The organism is Mycolicibacterium fluoranthenivorans (genome assembly GCF_011758805.1).
GTDB classification, from domain to species: domain Bacteria; phylum Actinomycetota; class Actinomycetes; order Mycobacteriales; family Mycobacteriaceae; genus Mycobacterium; species Mycobacterium fluoranthenivorans.
Window position 1 is genome coordinate 160,018 of record NZ_JAANOW010000005.1, and the last position, 19,113, is coordinate 179,130.

The 19,113-nt window shown below is 66.0% G+C and carries 21 protein-coding genes; 7 read left to right on the forward strand and 14 right to left on the reverse strand.

Translation table 11 applies throughout. The features are described from left to right. The first annotated feature begins 54 nt into the window (after positions 1–54). Positions 55–351: a chorismate mutase gene (locus FHU31_RS29650; RefSeq protein WP_090354893.1), complete on the forward strand. Its 297-nt coding sequence runs from the start codon at positions 55–57 to the stop codon at positions 349–351. Here the strand turns inward: FHU31_RS29650 and modA are convergent. The 3 genes from modA to FHU31_RS29665 form a co-directional block, all read right to left on the reverse strand. After that, entirely contained in the window at positions 348–1,112 is a 765-nt protein-coding gene (modA, locus tag FHU31_RS29655; RefSeq protein WP_208411624.1) for a molybdate ABC transporter substrate-binding protein, read from the reverse strand. The genes FHU31_RS29650 and modA overlap by 4 nt on opposite strands. Before the next feature lie 8 nt (positions 1,113–1,120). Further along, the gene (locus FHU31_RS29660) at positions 1,121–1,525 is read right to left on the reverse strand and encodes a TOBE domain-containing protein (RefSeq protein ID WP_090354890.1); all 405 of its coding nucleotides are present in this window, start codon (positions 1,523–1,525) and stop codon (positions 1,121–1,123) included. Positions 1,526–1,595: 70 nt separating this feature from the next. Continuing rightward, positions 1,596–3,053: an NAD-dependent succinate-semialdehyde dehydrogenase gene (locus tag FHU31_RS29665; protein ID WP_167164768.1), complete on the reverse strand. Its 1,458-nt coding sequence runs from the start codon at positions 3,051–3,053 to the stop codon at positions 1,596–1,598. A 50-nt stretch (positions 3,054–3,103) separates the two neighbouring features. Here FHU31_RS29665 and pgi point away from each other — a divergent pair, with 50 nt between their 5' ends. Further along, positions 3,104–4,753, forward strand: coding sequence for a glucose-6-phosphate isomerase (gene pgi, locus FHU31_RS29670; protein WP_167164771.1), 1,650 nt, complete (start codon positions 3,104–3,106; stop codon positions 4,751–4,753). 68 nt (positions 4,754–4,821) lie between these two features. On the opposite strand, the gene FHU31_RS31315 is transcribed toward pgi, so the two are convergent. From FHU31_RS31315 to FHU31_RS29685, 3 genes are all read right to left on the reverse strand, one after another. Further along, positions 4,822–5,121 carry a hypothetical protein gene (locus tag FHU31_RS31315; RefSeq protein ID WP_208411589.1) on the reverse strand — a complete coding sequence of 100 codons (300 nt, stop codon included), beginning with the start codon at positions 5,119–5,121 and terminating at the stop codon, positions 4,822–4,824. Positions 5,122–5,188: 67 nt separating this feature from the next. Beyond that, positions 5,189–5,938, reverse strand: coding sequence for an SDR family oxidoreductase (locus FHU31_RS29680; protein WP_167164773.1), 750 nt, complete (start codon positions 5,936–5,938; stop codon positions 5,189–5,191). A 48-nt stretch (positions 5,939–5,986) separates the two neighbouring features. Then, positions 5,987–6,868, reverse strand: coding sequence for an Fpg/Nei family DNA glycosylase (locus FHU31_RS29685; protein ID WP_167164775.1), 882 nt, complete (start codon positions 6,866–6,868; stop codon positions 5,987–5,989). 97 nt (positions 6,869–6,965) lie between these two features. Between FHU31_RS29685 and FHU31_RS29690 the strand changes: the two genes are divergently transcribed. Then, entirely contained in the window at positions 6,966–8,552 is a 1,587-nt protein-coding gene (locus FHU31_RS29690) for an FUSC family protein (RefSeq protein WP_308206767.1), read from the forward strand. An 86-nt stretch (positions 8,553–8,638) separates the two neighbouring features. Then, on the forward strand, positions 8,639–9,049 hold the full coding sequence (locus FHU31_RS29695; protein ID WP_167164777.1) for an ester cyclase: 411 nt from the start codon (positions 8,639–8,641) through the stop codon (positions 9,047–9,049). A 31-nt stretch (positions 9,050–9,080) separates the two neighbouring features. Here FHU31_RS29695 and FHU31_RS29700 read toward each other — a convergent pair whose 3' ends face one another. From FHU31_RS29700 to FHU31_RS29730, 7 genes are all read right to left on the reverse strand, one after another. Then, positions 9,081–9,548 (reverse strand): nuclear transport factor 2 family protein, encoded by a 468-nt coding sequence (locus FHU31_RS29700; protein ID WP_167164778.1) that lies wholly within the window; start codon positions 9,546–9,548, stop codon positions 9,081–9,083. A gap of 132 nt (positions 9,549–9,680) precedes the next feature. Beyond that, positions 9,681–10,061 carry a phage holin family protein gene (locus FHU31_RS29705; RefSeq protein ID WP_090354877.1) on the reverse strand — a complete coding sequence of 127 codons (381 nt, stop codon included), beginning with the start codon at positions 10,059–10,061 and terminating at the stop codon, positions 9,681–9,683. A gap of 17 nt (positions 10,062–10,078) precedes the next feature. Continuing rightward, positions 10,079–10,822 (reverse strand): precorrin-6A synthase (deacetylating), encoded by a 744-nt coding sequence (cobF, locus tag FHU31_RS29710; RefSeq protein WP_090354876.1) that lies wholly within the window; start codon positions 10,820–10,822, stop codon positions 10,079–10,081. Positions 10,823–10,886: 64 nt separating this feature from the next. After that, positions 10,887–11,537, reverse strand: a complete 651-nt coding sequence (locus FHU31_RS29715) for a TetR/AcrR family transcriptional regulator (RefSeq protein WP_167164780.1) — start codon at positions 11,535–11,537, stop codon at positions 10,887–10,889. Between the two features lie 14 nt (positions 11,538–11,551). After that, complete coding sequence (locus FHU31_RS29720) at positions 11,552–12,058, reverse strand: MarR family winged helix-turn-helix transcriptional regulator (protein ID WP_167164782.1); 507 nt, start codon at positions 12,056–12,058, stop codon at positions 11,552–11,554. Between the two features lie 35 nt (positions 12,059–12,093). Then, complete coding sequence (locus FHU31_RS29725; protein WP_167164785.1) at positions 12,094–14,979, reverse strand: MMPL/RND family transporter; 2,886 nt, start codon at positions 14,977–14,979, stop codon at positions 12,094–12,096. Further along, positions 14,976–15,407, reverse strand: coding sequence for an MmpS family transport accessory protein (locus FHU31_RS29730; protein ID WP_167164787.1), 432 nt, complete (start codon positions 15,405–15,407; stop codon positions 14,976–14,978). The genes FHU31_RS29725 and FHU31_RS29730 overlap by 4 nt, the downstream gene beginning before the upstream one ends. 285 nt (positions 15,408–15,692) lie before the next feature. Here FHU31_RS29730 and FHU31_RS29735 point away from each other — a divergent pair, with 285 nt between their 5' ends. The 3 genes from FHU31_RS29735 to FHU31_RS29745 all read left to right on the forward strand — a co-directional run bounded on the left by FHU31_RS29735 (position 15,693) and on the right by FHU31_RS29745 (position 17,919). Continuing rightward, on the forward strand, positions 15,693–16,046 hold the full coding sequence (locus FHU31_RS29735; RefSeq protein ID WP_167164789.1) for a DUF732 domain-containing protein: 354 nt from the start codon (positions 15,693–15,695) through the stop codon (positions 16,044–16,046). Between the two features lie 16 nt (positions 16,047–16,062). Further along, positions 16,063–16,533 carry a DUF5078 domain-containing protein gene (locus FHU31_RS29740; RefSeq protein WP_167165152.1) on the forward strand — a complete coding sequence of 157 codons (471 nt, stop codon included), beginning with the start codon at positions 16,063–16,065 and terminating at the stop codon, positions 16,531–16,533. Positions 16,534–16,713: 180 nt separating this feature from the next. Beyond that, positions 16,714–17,919 carry a diiron oxygenase gene (locus FHU31_RS29745; RefSeq protein WP_167164791.1) on the forward strand — a complete coding sequence of 402 codons (1,206 nt, stop codon included), beginning with the start codon at positions 16,714–16,716 and terminating at the stop codon, positions 17,917–17,919. Here FHU31_RS29745 and FHU31_RS29750 read toward each other — a convergent pair. Further along, positions 17,877–19,058: an MFS transporter gene (locus FHU31_RS29750; protein WP_167164793.1), complete on the reverse strand. Its 1,182-nt coding sequence runs from the start codon at positions 19,056–19,058 to the stop codon at positions 17,877–17,879. The two genes, FHU31_RS29745 and FHU31_RS29750, sit on opposite strands and share 43 nt — an antisense overlap. Between the last annotated feature and the right edge of the window lie 55 nt (positions 19,059–19,113).

Below are 19,113 nucleotides of genomic sequence, written 5' to 3' on the forward strand. Positions count from 1 at the left end.
CCGCGGTCCGCATCCGGATCCGGGGCTCGTCTGTTGTGTGAGGCCCGAAACCGGATGAAACCAAAACCCACCAACAGCGAGGAACCCATGACCATCGAAACCAGCGAGCTGCCGAACATCGACGATCTGCGCCTGGAGATCGACCGCCTCGACGCCGAGATCCTGGCCGCCATCGCACGCCGCAAAGAGGTCTCCCAGACCATCGGCAAGATCCGGATGGCCTCCGGCGGCACCCGCCTGGTGCACAGCCGCGAGATGAAGGTGATCGAGCGCTACAGCGAGCTGGGTCCCGAGGGCAAGGACCTCGCGATGCTGCTGCTGCGCATGGGCCGCGGCCGGCTCGGCCACTAACGCGGCCTACCGAAGCCCGCCTGCTCCAGCACCTTCTGACCCGCCGCACCGGTCACGAGGTCGATGAACTTGTGGGCCAGGTCCGCATTCGCGGCACTCTTCAGGGTGGCGATCGGGTAGGTGTTCACCGCACCGGAGGACTCCGGGAACCCGACGCCGTCGACCTTGCCGCCCGATCCCGCGACATCGGTGACGTACACCAGCCCCGCGTCGGCCTGGCCGGTGGACACCTTGCCCAGCACATCGGTCACCGAGGTTTCCTCGCTGACCGGCGCCAGCGTCACCTTGGTGGTGTCCTCGACCTTCTTCGTCGCTGACCCGCACGGCACCTGCGGCGCGCACACCACCACGTTCAGACCGGGTTTGGCCAGATCGCCGAAAGTCTTGATGCCCTTGGGGTTACCGGGGGCCACCGCGATGGTCAGCACGTTCGTCGCGAAGGTCACCGGGTCCCCGGCCAGCAGCCCGGCCGCGGCCGCCTTGTCCATGTTCTTGGCGTCTGCCGAGGCGAACACATCGGCGGTGGCGCCCTGCGTCAGCTGCGTCACCAGGTCCGAGGATCCGGCGAAGGAGAACTCCACCGTCGCCCCCGGATTGTCGGTCTTGAACTGATCGCCGATCTGGGTGAAGGTCTGCTTCAGCGAGGCCGCGGCGAACACCACGAGGTGCTGCGCGGGCGCCGCGCCGCCGGGCGACGTGTCCGACCCGCAGCCGCTGACCACTGCCGCCGTGGCCAGTCCGGCAGCCGCCCACGCCCTCATGCGCTTCACTACGTGTCTCCCGGGGTCTCGACGATGACGGTGGTGGCCTTGACGACGGCCACGGCGACGCTGCCGGGCTCGAGCTGAAGATCGCGCACGGCGTCGGTGCTCATCAGGGAGACGACGGTGAACGGTCCGCACTGCATCTCGACCTGGGACATCACCGTGTCCGAGACGACCTTGGTGACCAGCCCGGCGAATCGGTTGCGCGCGGAACTGCCGATCGCGACCGGATCCTGCGGCACCCGGCCGGCATGCTCGCGGACGAAGCCAGCCAGCTGGGCGCCGTCGAGCACCTTGCGTCCCGACTCGTCCGTACTCGCCGCGATGCTGCCGTCGTCGATCCAGCGCCGGACGGTGTCATCGCTGACCCCGAGCAGCTCGGCGGCCTCGCGGATACGGAGTGTCGGCACGGCAGGATCGTATCCGCATCTGCGGATAATTCACACAGATAGCACCGAAGATGCGGCTACGGGGTGAAGGCTACGGGGTGAAGGCGATGTACTTCGTCTCCAGATACTCCTCGATACCCTCGGTGCCGCCCTCGCGGCCGAACCCGGATTCCTTCACGCCGCCGAACGGTGCGGCGGGATCCGAGATGACCCCGCGGTTCACCCCGACCATGCCCGACTCGATCGCCTCGGCCACCCGTAGGGCACGGTCCAGGGACTGGGTGTAGATGTAGGACGCCAAGCCGTATTCGGTGGCGTTGGCCGCGGCGATGCCCTCTTCCTCGGTGTCGAACCCGGCGATCGGCGCGACGGGCCCGAACACCTCCTCCTTGAGGATGCGGGCATCGGCGGGCACCCCGGCCAGCACCGTGGCCGGGAAGAAGTTGCCGGGGCCGGCCGGGGCCTCCCCGCCGACGGCGACCTCTGCACCGCGGTCCACCGCATCCGACACCAGCGCGTTGACGATGCCCAGCTGCTTCGGTGAGATCAGCGGCCCCAGCGTGGACGCATCATCGAGCCCGTTGCCCAGCTGGTACTCGCTCATCCGCTTGACGAGCTTCTCGGTGAATTCCGCGCGCACCGCGTTGGCGACGTGGAACCGGTTGGCCGCCGTGCAGGCCTCGCCGCCGTTACGCATCTTGGCCAACAGGGCGCCCTCGACGGCGGCATCGACATCGGCGTCGTCGAACACCACGAAGGGGGCGTTGCCGCCGAGTTCCATCGATGTGCGCAGCAGTTTGTCCGAGGACTGCTTCACCAGCGCCTTGCCCACGCCGGTGGAGCCGGTGAACGTCAGCTTGCGCAGCCGGCCGTCGTCGATCAGCGCGGTGGTCAGCGCGCCGGGGTTCGAGGTGGGCAGCACCGAGAGCACACCCTTGGGCAGGCCCGCCTCGTCGATCAGCTTGGCCAGCAGCAACATGGTCAGTGGGGTCTCCTGCGCGGGCTTGACCAGCATGGTGCAGCCGGCGGCCAGGGCCGGGCCGATCTTGCGGGTGCCCATCGCCAGCGGGAAGTTCCACGGCGTGATGGCGTAGCACGGGCCGACCGGCATCTTGGTGACGACGATGCGGCCGGTACCGGCGGGGCTGTGGGTGTAGCGGCCGCCGATGCGCACGGCCTCCTCGGAGAACCAGCGGAAGAACTCGGAGCCGTACTTCACCTCGCCGCGGCTCTCGGCGATGACCTTGCCCATCTCCAGCGTCATCAGCGTGGCGACGTCTTCGGCACGCGCAGTGAGCGTTTCGAAGACCGACCGGAGAATCTCGCCGCGCTCGCGGGGTGCGGTGGCAGCCCACTCGGCCTGCACGGCCACCGCGGCGTCCAGCGCGGCGATACCGTCTTCCGGCGTGGCATCGGCGACGGAGGTGATCACCTCGTCGGTCGCGGGATTGTGCACCTCGAAGGTGGACGAGCCGGCGCGCTCTTCGCCGCCGATCCACAGTCCGGTGGGCACGGATGAAATCAGCTCTGCCAAGTGTTCGGTGCGCATACATCCATCATGTACACCCTCGACACGCATACCGCACTAAGGTCTGAAGAATGAGTGCTGACATCACCGCTACGGCCGCATGGCATTCGCTGGCGCGCCACCATGACGCCCTCGCGTCGAAGAATCTTCGGGAGATCTTCGCCGAGGATCCGGCCCGCGGCACCGAACTGACACTGACCGTCGGCGACCTCTACATCGACTACAGCAAGCACCGCGTCACCCGCGAAACCCTGGATTTGCTGGTCGATCTCGCCAAAGCCGCTGACCTGGAAGGCCGCCGGAACGCCATGTTCTCCGGCGAGCACATCAACACCTCCGAGAACCGCGCGGTCCTGCACACCGCACTGCGGCTGCCGCGCGGTGCCGCACTCACCGTCGACGGCCAGAACGTCGTCACCGATGTGCACGAGGTGCTCGACGCGATGGGTGCGTTCACCGACCGGTTGCGCTCTGGCGAGTGGACCGGCGCGACCGGCAAGCGGATCACCACGGTGGTCAACATCGGCATCGGCGGCTCGGACCTGGGGCCGGTGATGGTCTACGACGCGCTGCGCCATTACGCCGACGCGGGCATCTCCGCGCGGTTCGTCTCCAATGTCGATCCGGCCGACCTGGTGGCCAAGCTGGACGGACTCGATCCCGCCACAACGCTTTTCATCGTTGCCAGCAAGACCTTCTCCACTCTGGAGACGCTGACCAATGCCACCGCCGCCCGACGCTGGCTCACCAACGTGCTCGGCGATGCCGCGGTCTCCAAGCATTTCGTGGCGGTCTCGACCAACAAGCGCCTGGTCGACGAGTTCGGCATCGACACCGCGAACATGTTCGGGTTCTGGGACTGGGTCGGGGGCCGTTACTCGGTCGACTCGGCGATCGGGCTGTCGGTGATGGCCGTCATCGGTAAGGAACGCTTCGCGGAGTTCCTGGCCGGCTTCCACCTCGTCGACGAGCATTTCCGCACCGCACCCCTGGCCGAGAACGCCCCGGCACTGCTCGGCCTGATCGGCCTCTGGTACAACAACTTCTTCGGCGCCCAGTCGCGTGCCGTGCTGCCCTACTCCAACGATCTGTCCCGGTTCGCCGCGTATCTGCAGCAGCTCACCATGGAGTCCAACGGCAAGTCGGTGCAGGCCGACGGCTCACCCGTGACCACCAGTACCGGTGAAATCTATTGGGGCGAACCGGGAACCAACGGCCAGCACGCCTTCTACCAATTGCTGCATCAGGGCACCCGGCTGATCCCCGCCGATTTCATCGGGTTCAGCCAGCCCACCGACGATCTGCCGACGGCCGACGGCACGGGCAGCATGCATGACCTGCTGATGAGCAACTTCTTCGCACAGACCCAGGTGCTGGCGTTCGGTAAGACCGCCCAGGAAATCGCAGCCGAAGGCACACCCGCCGACGTGGTGCCGCACAAGGTGATGCCGGGTAACCGGCCCACCACGTCGATCCTGGCCACCAAACTGACACCGTCGGTGGTCGGTCAGCTCATCGCGCTCTACGAGCACCAGGTCTTCACCGAGGGCGTCATCTGGGGTATCGACTCGTTCGACCAGTGGGGGGTGGAACTCGGCAAGACTCAGGCCAAGGCACTGCTGCCGGTGCTCACCAGCGACGCGTCACCCGCTGAGCAGACCGATACCTCCACCGACGCCCTGGTGCGCCGCTACCGCACCGAGCGCGGTCGATCAGCCTGAGCCACCGCGATTTCGGCGCGTTCACGCTCGCTGAGCGAAGGTGAGCGCGCCGAAATCACCAACGTGGATCAGCCCGGGAGCTGGATCGTGCGGCACGGACCGCCCGGGACGCAGGCGATCCCGCCGCCGGGACCGGCTTCGGCCCACGGACCACCGGGGACCTGCGCCGACACGTGGCCGTCGGGGCTGGCCTGAGCACCGGGACCACCGGGAACCTCGGCACCTGCGCCCTGCGGACCCGCCGACGGCGTGCACGGCGTGCCGTCCGGGTTGTAGCAGCCGGGGGCCGGCTCGGCCATCGCGGCCGGGGCAAGTGCGATGGCTCCAGCAGCCGCAGCACCTGCGAACAGTAGGGGCGTCATCTTCATCAGTTTCACCATCATGTGGTTCGACTACCCGACCGCTGCGCAGGGTTAAACCAGCCAATCCGAAAAATCACGCAAAACGCTTGGTGTACTTCGGCGGCAGCAGCCGCATGATCTGCGTCAACGGCGCCCACGGCCACCCGGGCACGACGGCGCGGCCCTTCTCCTTCTCGATGGCGTTGACCATCGCGCGGACCCCGGTCTCGTTGTCGACCATGAGCAGGGTCGACCCGGATTTGGCCGTCATCTCGGATTCGATGTACCCGGGTTCGATGACGGTGACCCGGATCGGTCCCTTGTCGTACTCGGCGCGCAGCGACTCACCGAGTGAGGTCATCCCCGCCTTGCTGGCGCAGTATGCGGCCTTCGTACCGGGAACACCGGTGTTGCCCAGCACCGACGAGATGAGCACCAGGTGCCCTCCCCCGGATTTCTTGAACATCTCCAGTGCCGTCTCGATCTGCACCAGCCCGGCGACCAGGTTGGTCTCGATGGTGGCCTTGTTGGCCCAGGGCTTGCCCTCGCCCAGCGGCCAGCCCTTGCCGATACCGGCGTTGACGATGACCCGGTCGATACCGCCCAGCTCGTCGGACAGCTCACCGAAGACCCGGGGGACGGCCTCATGGTCGTTGACGTCCAGCGCGGCCACGGCCACCTTCACATGCGGGTGCTTCGCGGCGATCTCCGCCTTGAGCTCCTCCAGCCGGTCGGTGCGGCGGGCACAAAGGGCCAGGTCACGGCCCTTGGCGGCGAAAGCGCGGGCCATGCCGGCGCCCAGTCCGGAACTGGCGCCGGTGATCAGGATCTTCTGGCGAGTCATGCCGAGCAGAATAACCCAGTTAGATAACTGACCGGAAACCTGAGGTTGCTACTTGAGCAGCCGGGACAACCTGCGGTCCGCCAGTTTCTTGCCACCGGTCTGGCACGTCGGGCAGTACTGGAACGACTTGTCGGCGAAGGACACCTCGGCCACGGTGTCCCCGCACACCGGGCACGGCAGTCCGGTGCGCGCGTGCACCCGCAGACCGGAACGCTTCTCGCCTTTCAAGGTGGCAGCCCCCTGCCCCACCGACCGCGTCACGGCATCGGTGAGCACCGACACCATTGCGTCGTGCAGGGCGCCGAGCTGATCGGGCGTCAACTTGGCAGCGGTGGCGAACGGGGAAAGCTTTGCCACATGCAGGATTTCATCGCTGTACGCGTTGCCGATACCGGCGATGATCTTCTGGTCGGTGAGGACGGTCTTGATCCGGCCGGTCTGGGTGGCGAGCACCTCGGCGAGTTCGGCAGGTCCGAGTGACAGCGCATCCGGCCCGAGCGCGGCGATCTGCGGGACGGCCAGCGGATCTGACACCACCCATACCGCGAGCCGCTTCTGCGTGCCGGCTTCGGTGAGGTCGAAACCCACGCCGCCCCCGTCCGATGTCGCCGCCGGGGCGGCTCCCAGGTGCACGCGCAGGGCGATCGGCCCTTTGCCGGGTTTGAGCGGGGTCGGTGCCAGCTTGTCGGACCAACGCAGCCAGCCGGCGCGGGACAGATGCGTGATCAAGAACAGCTCACCGACCTGCAGACCGAGGTACTTGCCCCACCGCGACGCCCCGGTCACGGTCTGCCCGTGCAGGGCGGTGACGGGTGGATCGAAGGTCTTGAGGACCGACAGGGCCGCCACGTCCACCCGCGTGACCGGCCGTCCGACGGCATGCCGGCGCAGGTGATCGGCGAGTGCCTCGATCTCGGGCAGTTCGGGCATGGGTCCAGTGTGACATCCAGGGCGAGCGCAGCGACGGGGGAAAGTACCAGGGCGAGCGCAGCGACGGGGGAAACCGCCACACCGATATCGTCGGTACGTGCCGCCGTTCCTGCGCCGCCTGCTCATCCTCAATCCGGCCCCGAGGCGCTGGCCGTTCGCGCTGCGGGCCGGGATCTGTATGGCGGTGCCGGTGCTGGCGGGTTGGCTGTCGGGCGATACCGCGGCCGGGCTCATCGCGACCATCGGCGGATTCACCGCCTTGTACGGCAGCGGCCGCCCGTACCTCAACCGTGCGGGCTATCTGGCGATCATCGCGCTGAGCTTCGCCGCGGCGGTGGCCCTCGGTGATTGGGCGGCGCGGATCCCGCTGCTGGGTCTGGTGACCATCACGGCGATCGCGATGGTGGCGGTGCTGGTGTGCCACGCGCTGAGCGTCGGGCCGCCCGGGGCGTACATGTTCATGCTGGGCTGCGCGGCGGGGACCGCGACGGCGGCCACTCATCTGACGCCGTGGCATATCGGCGCCCTGGTGTTGTCCGGCGGGGTGTTCGCGTGGCTGGCGCACATGGTGGCGGTGCTGTGGCGGCCCCGCGCACCGGAGTATGCGGCGGTGGGCGCCGCACGCGCCGCTGTCCTGCGCTACCTCGAATCCGGCGACGGCACCGACCGCCACCAGGCGGCCCGGGCGTTACACCAGGCGTGGGTGACACTGGTCAACTTCGAGCCGGCTCGTCCCCGTCGGGACGGCACGTTGCAACGTCTGCGGGCCGAAAACCACCGCCTGCACCGGGTTTTCGCCGCGGCGATGGCTGCCGTCGATCGCGGCGAGCCACTACCCGATATCGACGACCCGTCGTTCGCCGACACCGCCCCCGATATCCCCCTGGGCCGTCCGGGGAATCTCACGTTGCTGCGGCGCGCCCTGACACCGGGCTCGGACTCCCTGCGGCTGGCAGTGCGGGTCGGTATCGCGGTCGCCGTGGCGGGCACCGTCGCCTCGGCGTTGTCCATCGATCACGCCTACTGGGCAATGGCAGCCGCGGTGCTCGTGCTGTATCAGGGTTTCGATTGGACGCGCACCGTACAGCGTGGGGTCGAGCGCCTGGTGGGCACGTGGCTGGGGCTCGGGCTGGCCGGGGCCATCCTGGCCTGGCACCCCCAGGGACTGTGGCTGGTCGCGGTGATCGCCTTGCTGCAGTTCATCATTGAGATGTTCGTGCTGCGCAACTATGCGATCGCCGTCGTGTTCATCACCCCGATCGCGCTGACCATTGCCTCCGCCGGCCATCCGGTGGACGATCTGGGCCGTCTGCTGCTGGCCCGTGGACTGGACACCGTGATCGGATGCGCCGCAGCTCTTCTGGTGTACCGGGCGGCGATCCGTACGCGCGGTCCCGCACCGGTGACCGAGGCCATCGATGCCACCCTGGCGGCGATGGCGGCCACCACCACACATCTGGAGGCCGGCTCCGTCACCACCGCGCAGGCCCGGGCCGACCGCCGCGATCTGCAGCTGCACGCGATGGCGATGCTCGACGCGTACCAGGGTGCCGTCGGCGGATCAGCCTCCCAGCGCGAGGCCGCTGAACGGCTGTGGCCGACAGTGGCGGCCACCGAGCACGACGCGTACCGCACGTTGGCCGCCTGCTGGCAGACCGAGCACCGGCGCCCGCGCCAAGAGTAGCCGCTGCCACTATCTTTGGCGACACGCCGCGGCAGTGCCCGTGTTGCTAGGGTCGACCGTGGCGTCGTGTGAAGGGAGGCCCTTCGGTGGGTGGTGAGCAGGAGCGGCTTCGCGCGTTGTATCAGTCGTATCTGGAGGCATGCAACGAGCACGACTTCACACGGATGAGCACGTTCTACGCGTCGCCCATCAGCATCAACGACACCCCCACGGATCCCACGAGGGTCACCGAGCAGTTCGTCCCCCTGGTGTCGGCCTTCCCCGACTGGCGGTGGGAGGTGCGGCACGAACTCGTCGAGGGAGACCTTGTCGCACTGCACTTCTCGGTGGCAGGCACCCACTTCGGTGACTTTCGCGGGATCGCGGCGACTGGCCGTCGGGTGGTCACCTCCGAATTCACGCTCTATCGCGTCGAAGGCGACAAGTTCACCCACGTATGGGATATCACCGATATGGACGCGGTGCTGGAACAGATCACGGCCACCGAAACGCAGTGACGCCCCGCGTCAACCGAAGGGCAGATCGAGGTCACTGCAGTGGTATGTCCTGACCGCGTTCGGCGTCGGTTCGGGGCCCGAAGTAGCGGCGTTCGGATTCGTCGATCGCGAGGTCGTTGATGCTCGCCTCCCGTCGACGCATCAGCCCGTGGTCGTCGAATTCCCACAGTTCATTGCCGTAGCTGCGCCACCACTGGCCCGCGGAGTCGCGACACTCGTACTGGAAGCGCACCGCGATGCGGTTCCCGTGGAAATCCCAGAGACTCTTGCGCAGCGCGTAGTCCCGTTCTCGCTGCCATTTGGCGGTCAGGAATGCGACGATCTCGTCGCGGCCGGTGACGAAGACGTTCCGGTTACGCCACACGCTGTCGCGCGTGTACGCCTTGCTCACCCGCTCGGGGTCACAGGTGTTCCACGCGTCCTCCGCGGCCTGGACTTTCTGGAGTGCCGACTGCAGATCGAACGGTGGTAGCGGTGGACGCTCCTCGTCTGCACCCATCGGATGGGACCTCCCTCTGTACGCGTCGACGAACCTGTCGACGAACCTGTCGACGAACCTTCTGTGCCGCCTCCACCAGGTTGCCTGCGCTCGAGCGCAAAAGAAAACCGATCATGCCCAACGCCTTCGGCGTCAGGAGCGAACGACCAGGGAGAGCAGCCAGCTGACGATCGACAGCATGATGGCCGCCCAGATCGCGGTCCACCAGAAGTGGTCGATGAACAGCCCCCAGTGTGTGGTGTGTTCGGTGATCCATGACGTGATCCACAGCATGAGTGCGTTGACCACGACGTGGAACAGGCCGAGGGTCAGGACGTAGAGCGGTATCGAGATGATCTGCACGATCGGTTTGATGACGGCGTTGACCAGTCCGAAGATGACCGCGACGACGAAGATGATGCCGACCTTCTGAAGGGTCGTGGCACCGCCGACGAACGTCATGCCCGGCACGAAGAGCGTCACCACCCACAGCGCCAGGCCGGTCAGGGTGGCGCGCAGCAGAAATGATCCCATGCTGTGATCCTGCCAGGTCAGGCGCGCAGCAGATAGATGTCCATGATCCAGCCGTGCCGCTGCCGGGCTTCGGCCCGGCGCGCCACGATCCGGTCACCGACGTCACCCACCCTGCCGGACTCCAGCAGTTCGTCCGGCGTCCCCAGGTAGGCGCCCCACCAGATCCGGGTGTCCGGCGGACAGCTCAGGAACGAGCACTCGCCGTCCAGCATCACCACGGCGTCGGTGTCCAGGCCGTTCTCCCGGAGTTGGCGGCCGGTGGTGATCAGCACGGGCGCACCGATGTCGTTGAGCGCGATGCGATGTCGTGCGGTCAGCGCCTGGATGGCGGTGATCCCGGGGACGACGTCGAAGTCGAACTCGACGTGCTCGGCCACCCGCTCCAGGATGCGCAGCGTGCTGTCGTAGAGCGACGGGTCACCCCAGGCCAGAAACGCGCCGACACCGTCGGGTCCGAGTTCGTCCTGGATGGCCTGGGCCCACAGCCGGGCTCGGGCGGCGTGCCATTCGTTCACATTGTCCCGGTAGGCCGCGCTGTCGGCGGCGGCGGCCCTTTTGGGGTCCGGCAGTTCGACGAACCGGTAGCCGGGTTCGGTGATGAACCGGTCGCAGATCAGGCGGCGCAGCGCGACCAGGTCGTCTTTCGTCTCGCCCTTGTCCATCGCGAAGAAGACATCGGTGTCGTTGAGCGCCGAGATCGCCTGCGTCGTCACGTAGTCGGGGTCGCCCGCGCCGATACCGATGACATGAAGGGTGCGCACCGCAGAAGGTTAGCCGACCGGGCATGGAGCGCGGGTCAAGAGCGGTGAAGCGCCCGCATCCGTCTCAGTGGCGGCGACTACCCTCCTGGCGCCGATTGCCTGCCGCATCGTTGGGTGCGTATACAGCGGGGAGGATCAACGTGTCGATCACTTCTCGCAGGAACCTGGCATCGACAGTGAGCCCGCTCATCACGCGCATCAGCCCCATCGCGATGAGGGTGTCGGCGATGATGGACCAGTCCCGCTGGGCCACATCGCCGCGTTCTACCGCCTGGTCAAGGATGGCCCTGACCAGACGGCGCCCCTTGAACAGCATCAACTCGTCGAATGCCGAAGCCAGTTCGGGGTCGTGGGCGGCCTCCAGCGCGACCCGCAAGACCAGATCGTTGGAGACGAGTTCGTTGTCGTTGCGAGCTGCGCGTTCGATGATGACATCGAAGTCGCCCTCCAGGGTGCCGGTGTCCGGCACGTCGTCGTGCAGAAGTTCGGGTCGCCAGTAGACGACGACGTCGGTCATCAGCGCCGCCTTGGACGACCATCGGCGATAGATCGCCGCCTTGCCGACACCGGCGCGTGCAGCGATGTCATTCATGCTGGTTTTGGCGTACCCGTGTTCGGTCAATTCTGCCAGCGCGGCGTCGAGAATGATCGGGTCGCGCGAGCGATCCAACCGCCCGTCGGTGCGCTGGCGAAGCTTCGACTCGCGCTCGGTCACTTACCCGTTTCCTTCTACCCGTTTTCCCACAGCTTCTCAGACGGCGTCGTCGAGGTGTGACCCCCCGCGGTGATCGACAGCGTGATTCGGTCGGCCGGGCCGCTGATCCCGCTGACCATTCGTCTGAGTACGGGGACGGCTGCACGCAACTTCGCTTGGTCTTCGCCGCTCACACACTGCAACCGGCTTTCAATGGCGCGCCGATGAGCCTCCAGGAAGGCGTCGAAGGACTGCGCACCGCGAGCGGTCAACTCGACGTAGGAATTGCGCCGACTGACGGTGGGTGATGTGCGGCAAATCAACTCACGTCGCGTCAGCCGACTGACGGCAACCGACATCGTCGGCAGGGTCACACCTGCGGCCTGCGCCAGTTCCGAGACTCGGGCACGCCCTCGTTCGACGACGATTTGCATCACCTCATACTGCGCCGTGGTGAGCTGCCCTGCCGCCCGCCGCGCCATGTCGGTGTGCCGTGACGCGACGTAGAGCTTGGTCAGGACCCTCAGCAGCGCTTCGGCCACTTCGGCTGGGTCGGGCTTGGGGTGCGCGAGCGGTGTCACGGCGCGCTGGGCGCAGGGATGGGCGCGGTGTGGGGTTCGTCAGGATCGGGCCCTGCCGGCGGTGTGGCGGCCGGATGGGTGATTTTGATGGTGTTCAGTGGCCACCAGAACCAGCGTCCCAGCGCGGCGGCGATGGACGGGGTCATGAACGAGCGCACGATCAGTGTGTCGACGATCAGCCCGATACCGATCGTCATGCCGAGCTGACCGACCACGCGCAGCTCCGAAACGATCATCGACATCATGGTGAAGGCGAACACCAGACCAGCGGCGGTGACGACGCGTCCGGTGGCGCCCATGCCGCGGATGATGCCGGTGTTCAGCCCGGCGTGGATTTCCTCTTTCAGTCGCGATACGACCAGGAGGTTGTAGTCCGAGCCGACCGCCAGCAGGATCACCATGGACAGCGGGATGACGATCCACTGCACACCCAGACCCAGGATGTCCTGCCACAGCAGCACCGAAAGCCCGCAGGCGGTACCCAAAGAGGCGGCCACGGTGCCCACGATGACCAACGCTGCCACCACACTGCGGGTGATGAGCAACATGATCGCGAAGATCAGGATCATCGCGGCGATGACGGCGATCGCCAGGTCGATGGTCACCCCGTTTTGCATGTCGTTGTAGAGCGAGGCGGTACCGGCAAGGGACACTTGGGCGTTCGACAGCGGTGTGCCTTTCACGGCGTCGGCGACGACGGCCCGCATATCCTGGACGTGCTTGATTCCCTCCACCGATGCCGGATCACCTTGATGGGTGATGATGAAGCGCACCGCTTTGCCGTCCGGGGAGACGAACATCTTCAAGCCGCGCTGGAAGTCGGGGTTCTGGAAGACGTCCGGGGGCAGGTAGAAGAAGTCGTCGTTCTTGGCCTGGTCGAAGTACAGACCCATTTCGGTTTCGCCCTTGGCCAGCTCCTGTTGCTGGGCCTGGGTTCCGGCCATCACACTGTGGGTGGCGACCATGAAGTCACGCATCCTGGTCATCGAGTCGATGGTCGAGCGCAGCACCGGCAGCATCTGGGGCATCAACTGGTCCATCTTGTCCAGATCCGCAGCCATGTTGCCGAACTTGTCCGACAGCGCGTCGATACCGTCGAGCGCATCGAAGATGGATCGCAGTGAATGGCACATCGGGATGTCGAAACAGTGCGGTTCCCAATAGAAGTAGTTGCGTAGCGGCCGGAAGAAGTCGTCGAAATCGGCGATGTTGTCCCGTAACTGCTGTGTCGTGGACACCAGGTCGTGGGTGTCTCCGACCATCGTGTGCGTCGTGTCGACCAGTTCGGTGGTGATGGTCAGCATGCGTTGCATGCTGGCGATGGTCTTGCTCATCTCGTCGGCCTGCTCCAGCATCTGGGCCGAGTTGTCGTTGTTGAACTGCGCAGCCTGCAGCGTCCCGGCGTTCTGGGCGCCCATGAGGTAGGGCAGCGAGCTGTGCTCGATCGGCGCGCCCAGGGGGCGGGTGATGGTCTGTACGCGATCGATACCGCGCATATGCACCACAGCCTTGGCGACGCGGTCGATCACCAGCATGTCGGCGGGGTTGCGCAGATCGTGATCAGCTTCCAGCATCAGCAATTCTGGGTTCATCCGCGCTTTGGAGAAGTGTTTCTCGGCGATAGCCATGGCCTGGTTGGACGGCATGTCTGCCGGGGTGAATTTGTCGTCGTTGTATTGGGGCACATAGGTCATCAGGCTCAGGAAGCCGATGATCGCGATGGCCGTGGTGACCACCACGATCGGGATCGGCCACCGCACCACGGTGGTGCCAACTTTGCGCCACCCACGGGCGTCTATGGGGCGTTTGGGGTCCAGCAGGCCGAAGCGCGACGACACCGCAAGCACCGCCGGAGCCAGCGTCAGCGCGGCGGCGATGACGGTCAAGATGGCGATGGCACACGGCAGACCCATGGTGTTGAAGTACGGCAGCGTGGTGAACGACAAGCACATCGTCGCACCCACGATGGTCAGGCCGGAACCGATGATGACGTGCGAAACGCCATGGTAGGCCCAGTAAAACGCGTCTTCGCGGTCCAGCCCGTTCGACCTGGCCTCGTGGTAGCGACCCAGCAGGAAAATGACATAGTCCGTACCTGCCGCAATCGTCAGCATCACCACCATGCTCACCGCGTACGGGGTCAAACCGATGATGTTCAGGTTGCCCGCAGTGGCCACCACACCCTGGGCGGCGAACAGTTCGATACCGATGATCACCAGCGACAGCAGCATCGTCACGATCGAGCGATAGATGATGAGCAACATCACGATGATCACCGCGATCGAGAGCAGCGCCATCACCGCCATACTCTTATGCCCGGCAACCGAAGTGTCGGTGACCAAGACGGTGTTGCCTGTCACGTAGGCCTTCACCCCTGGCGGGGCGGCAACCGAGTTGACGATGTCGCGCACCGCGGCCACCGACTCGTGACTCGGGGTGGTGCCCTGCGCACCGCTGAGGAAGAGCTGAACGTAGGCAGCTTTACCGTCCACACTCTGCGAACCCGCCGCGGTCAGCGGATCACTCCAGTAATCCTGCACGTTCTGCACGTGCTGGTGATCGGCGTTGAGTTTCTTGACGATCTCGTTGTAATAGTCGTGGGCGCTGGCCCCCAGCTTGTCCTGGCCTTCGAGCACGACCATCGCCGTCGAGTCGGAGTCGAATTGCTGAAACTTCTTGCCGATATTCAGCATCGACTGAAACGCCGCCGAGCCCTTGGGGCTCAACGACACCGCATGCTGATCGGCGATGGTGTCCAGCGGCGGTGTTACGACAGCCAAGATGACCGCGAGGGCGATCCAAAACAGGATCACCGGAATGGCCAGCACCCGGATCAGGTGTGCGATGCGCGGGCGATGCGGTGCTGAATGTGCTGTGCTCATACGGATTTCACCAAGCAGTAGATGAACGGTTTGACGGTGTCGGTGCTCGTCCGGTCATCTCGCACGTTTCCGTCCACGGTGACTCGGCACTTGAGATCGCTGACGTCGCGATCACCCTGGGCCATGATGTTGGCCGACATCGACGGCAGCGTCGTGACGATGGTGAAAGACCATGGCAGGGGCGCATTCTCGATCAGATGCGGTTGCCCGTTCTCATCGAGATAGTTGACCGTCACCGTTCCCCCCGAACCGGTGACGTCGTAGGTGATGTGTTTCGGGTTGAAGTTGGCGGTGATCCCCGATTGCTCAGCGACGGCAGGCGTGTGGTGGCCCGAATCCCGGATCCGCACTATCGCGTAGGCGCCGATGGCAACAACCACCGTCAAGAGCAGCGGCACCCAGAACCGCTTCAGTACTGCGTACACCATGCACCTCTGCATTCGGACCTTCACGACGACCGCGCACGCCGATGCACACGGGGCCGAACATTCGGTTATCATTCCCCTGGACGGAACCGCGGTTCCGCCTAGGCACGGGCAGGACTCTACACCACCGTTTCGCCACCACGGGGTACGGCGAGAGACTTGTGTAACACAACTAACAATGACGCCGGCCGTGACCACGAATCTGCAGTGGCAGCGCGGAATTCGTGATCACGGCGGCGTCAACACCGCACTTTTGGCGGGCTGGTTGCAAGAAGAGAGCAGGTCAGAATGAAACTCGCCATCACCACCACCGGGTTGGTTGCGGCGGCACTTGTTGTCGGCACCGCGGGCGCGGCCCCGGCGGCCGCGGATCCGTCGTTCGACCGGGATCCCGACACCAACTTCGCCCATCAGCTGCACACCGTGGGGATCTACGGGCAGAAGGATTACAACGCCTGGATCGGCAAGATCATGTGCAAGCGGATGTACAACAACGTCGACACCGATGCGGCGCAGACGGCGACGTTCGTACGGAATCAACTGGACCGCGACAGCAGCACCGAGCAGGTGTGGCAGTTCGTGGGGCTGGCCGTCGACTACTACTGCCCCGAAAAACGCGGCGACATCGACCACGCCGCCTAGGAGGGAAATCATCATGATGCGCACCAACTTTCGGAACGCCGCCCGGATAGGCCTGGCCGCCGCCGCCCTGGCCGGCGCCATCACCACCGGCATCGCCACCTCCGCAGTCTCTTCAGCAGATGCCACCGACGACTACCCCATCCCCAACCGCATCCTGCGCACCCCGTGCACCGCCGAACAGATCATGGCCGCCGCCCGCGACGTCGAACCCGTCTACTACGAGCGCTACATGATCGACTACAACAACAAACCCGCCGCCGACCAACAAGGCGCCCAAGACCGCATCCACTGGTTCTTCTCCATGGACTACGCCGGCCGCCGGCAATACTCCGAAGACACCGCCACCAACGCCTTCTACGAACAAATGTCCTGGCGCTGGCCCAACTGGGCCAAACTGTTCTTCAACAACAAAGGCGTCGCCGCCCACACCACCGACATCTGCCAGAACTACCCGGCAGGCGACATGTCCGTCTGGGACTGGCACTAACGCTCAGCCGGCCAATCGCGTTTCGTCCAACAGCGATTCCGCCGAGCATTGTCGCGGCACATCGTCTCGAGAATCCCGAATTCGCCATCGCCCCAAACCTCAGGTATCCGGTACCAGGGGTATTGACTACCTGCGGGGGCGGACGTAGCTTCGAGTTCACCGACCCGAAAGGTGGCGACGATGACGGCTTCGCTGAAATCCCAGACCACGCGTGCGGAATTCGCCGAGCGGCTACTGAAGGGGTCGGTACGCAAGTCCTACGCCCCGATCGTCGATATCGACTGGGATGCCCCGCTGGAGGCGGACAAATTCTTCCTGCCCCCCAAGGTGGTCTCGCTCTACGGCACCTCGTTGTGGGAGGCGATGAGCCGGGCCGAGCAGATCGAGCTGTCCCGGCAGGAGCTGGTGAACACGCTGTCCGCCGGCATCTGGTTCGAGAACATCCTCAATCAGTCGCTGCTGCGCAAGATGATGCATCAAGACCCGACCGCGGCCACCACGCACTATGAGCTGACCGAACTGGGCGACGAGACCCGGCACATGGTGATGTTCGGCAAGGCCATCGCGAAGGTCGGTGCGGACCCGATCCTGCCCCGGCTGTACCAGCGCGTCATCATCAACGGGCTGCCGTTCGTCTTCCGCGGATCGGTGCTCTGGGTGGCAGCCCTGATCGGCGAGGAGATCTTCGACTCGCTGCAACGGCAGATGATGGACGATCCCGAGCTGCAGCCGATGGTGCAGCGGCTGATGCGGATTCACGTCACCGAGGAGGCCCGCCACATCCAGTTCGCGCGCGACGGCCTGCGCAAGCGCACCCCGTCGATGTCGCGCTGGAAGCGCTTCTGGGTCGGCAATCTCAACGGCGCGGGCGGCCTGTTCTTCCGATTCCTGTTCACCAACAAGGTGCAGTACCGCCGGGTCGGCCTGGAGGCGCGGGCGGCGCGCAGGATGGCTCGCGCGTCCGCGCACCGGCGCGAGGTGCAGATCGCCGGGTTCGCCCCGTTGGCCGCGTTCCTCGAGGAGGTCGGCCTGATGGGCCCGATCGCGAGGCGGGTCTGGCGGCGCACCGGGTTTCTGCCCGCGAAGGGTCCCGCCGTCGCACACGCCGAGGATGACGACTGCGGAACCTTCGTAGAAGACGTCTACGACGGACCCGCCACCGTGGACGGCCACGCGGTACGGGTCCGGCTGACAGGACATCTCGATCCGATCGACGGCAGGTACCACTGGCAGGGCACCGTGTTCGACGCGCCGGCCGAGACCCCACGCGGCGCGGTGCCGGTCGTCATCGACGGCAATACCGTGACGGGCCGGTGCACCGAGCGCACCCAACAGGGCGGTTATCAGATCGCCGGGGCCGGGGCTCCGCCGTTCCGCCTGAGGTAGCCGGCCGTCAGCATCGCGATCGCGAACACCGCACCGACACTGCCGGAGATCAACAGCGGCACGGTGCCGTCCTTCCCCCAGGCCAGCCCGGCCCATACGCCGGCGATCAGGATCGCGAACCCGCTCGCACCCTGGAAGACACCCTGCGCACTGGCCTGCAGATCGGCACCGACCAGGGTGGAGATCCACGCCTTGCCGACGCCGTCGGTGCAGCCGGTGAACAGTCCGTACGCACCGATCAGCAGCCAGGCGGCCAGCGGATCGGTGGTCAGCCCCAGCCCGGTGTAGCCGATGGCAAAGAACATCAGCCCGATACCGAACACCGGCACCCGGCCGATCCGGTCGGCCAGCAGCCCGGCCGGATAGCTGCTCAGCGCGTAGACCGCGTTGTAACCGACATAGGCCAGGATCACCTCGACGACCGAGAAGCCGATCTCGTTGAGCCGCAACAGCAGCAGGGCGTCGGGGAAATTGATGATTCCGAACGCAACGAGGATGCCCGTGGTGCGCCAGTACCGGCGCGGAAGGTCCTTGACGCGCGCGAAGAGCGGTGGCCGCGTCGTGGGTGCGGGACGTCTGCGCTCCTTGGACAGGAACACCAGCGCGACACTGAGCACGGCGGGTACGACGGCCACCCACAGCAGCGGCGCGATCCGATGGTCCAGCAGCTCGTACCCGGCCAGCCCCAGGAGTGGCCCGACGACCGCGCCGAAGGTGTCCATGGCGCGATGGAAGCCGAACACCCGGCCGCGGTGGCGCTCATCGATATCGGCGACCAGGAGGGCGTCACGCGGGGCCCCGCGCAATCCCTTTCCCAGCCGGTCGACGACCCGACCTGCGAGAACTCCCTGCCAGGCGCCCGCGGCGGCGACGATCACCTTGCCGAGGGCAGCCATCCCGTACCCGGTGGCGATGAGTGGGCGTCGCGCGAACCGGTCGCCCAGCGGCCCCGAGGCGAGTTTGGTCAGCGACGCCGCCCCCTCGGCGGCACCCTCGATCGCGCCGACGACAGCGGGTGGGGCGCCCAACACGGCGGTCAGGTAGATGGGCAACAGCGGGTAGAGCAGCTCACTGGCGGTGTCCTGAAGGAACGACACCGCGGAGAGCACCCGGACATTGCGCGTCAGCCAGGTGCCCATCCGGACATCATCCTCCGAACCATTCCGGCACACAGAACTAGAACACGTTCTAGTA

Coding starts and splice junctions, on each gene's coding strand:
- FHU31_RS29685 (WP_167164775.1), bottom strand. CDS start 6,868: ATGCCCGAACTGCCCGAGATCGAGGCACTCGCCGATCACCTGCGCCGG.
- FHU31_RS31315 (WP_208411589.1), bottom strand. CDS start 5,121: ATGAAGATGACGCCCCTACTGTTCGCAGGTGCTGCGGCTGCTGGAGCC.
- FHU31_RS29735 (WP_167164789.1), top strand. CDS start 15,693: ATGAAACTCGCCATCACCACCACCGGGTTGGTTGCGGCGGCACTTGTT.
- modA (WP_208411624.1), bottom strand. CDS start 1,112: ATGAGGGCGTGGGCGGCTGCCGGACTGGCCACGGCGGCAGTGGTCAGC.
- FHU31_RS29745 (WP_167164791.1), top strand. CDS start 16,714: ATGACGGCTTCGCTGAAATCCCAGACCACGCGTGCGGAATTCGCCGAG.
- FHU31_RS29650 (WP_090354893.1), top strand. CDS start 55: ATGAAACCAAAACCCACCAACAGCGAGGAACCCATGACCATCGAAACC.
- FHU31_RS29700 (WP_167164778.1), bottom strand. CDS start 9,548: ATGGGTGCAGACGAGGAGCGTCCACCGCTACCACCGTTCGATCTGCAG.
- FHU31_RS29750 (WP_167164793.1), bottom strand. CDS start 19,058: ATGGGCACCTGGCTGACGCGCAATGTCCGGGTGCTCTCCGCGGTGTCG.
- FHU31_RS29680 (WP_167164773.1), bottom strand. CDS start 5,938: ATGACTCGCCAGAAGATCCTGATCACCGGCGCCAGTTCCGGACTGGGC.
- FHU31_RS29740 (WP_167165152.1), top strand. CDS start 16,063: ATGCGCACCAACTTTCGGAACGCCGCCCGGATAGGCCTGGCCGCCGCC.
- FHU31_RS29725 (WP_167164785.1), bottom strand. CDS start 14,979: ATGAGCACAGCACATTCAGCACCGCATCGCCCGCGCATCGCACACCTG.
- FHU31_RS29705 (WP_090354877.1), bottom strand. CDS start 10,061: ATGGGATCATTTCTGCTGCGCGCCACCCTGACCGGCCTGGCGCTGTGG.
- pgi (WP_167164771.1), top strand. CDS start 3,104: ATGAGTGCTGACATCACCGCTACGGCCGCATGGCATTCGCTGGCGCGC.
- FHU31_RS29730 (WP_167164787.1), bottom strand. CDS start 15,407: ATGGTGTACGCAGTACTGAAGCGGTTCTGGGTGCCGCTGCTCTTGACG.
- FHU31_RS29665 (WP_167164768.1), bottom strand. CDS start 3,053: ATGCGCACCGAACACTTGGCAGAGCTGATTTCATCCGTGCCCACCGGA.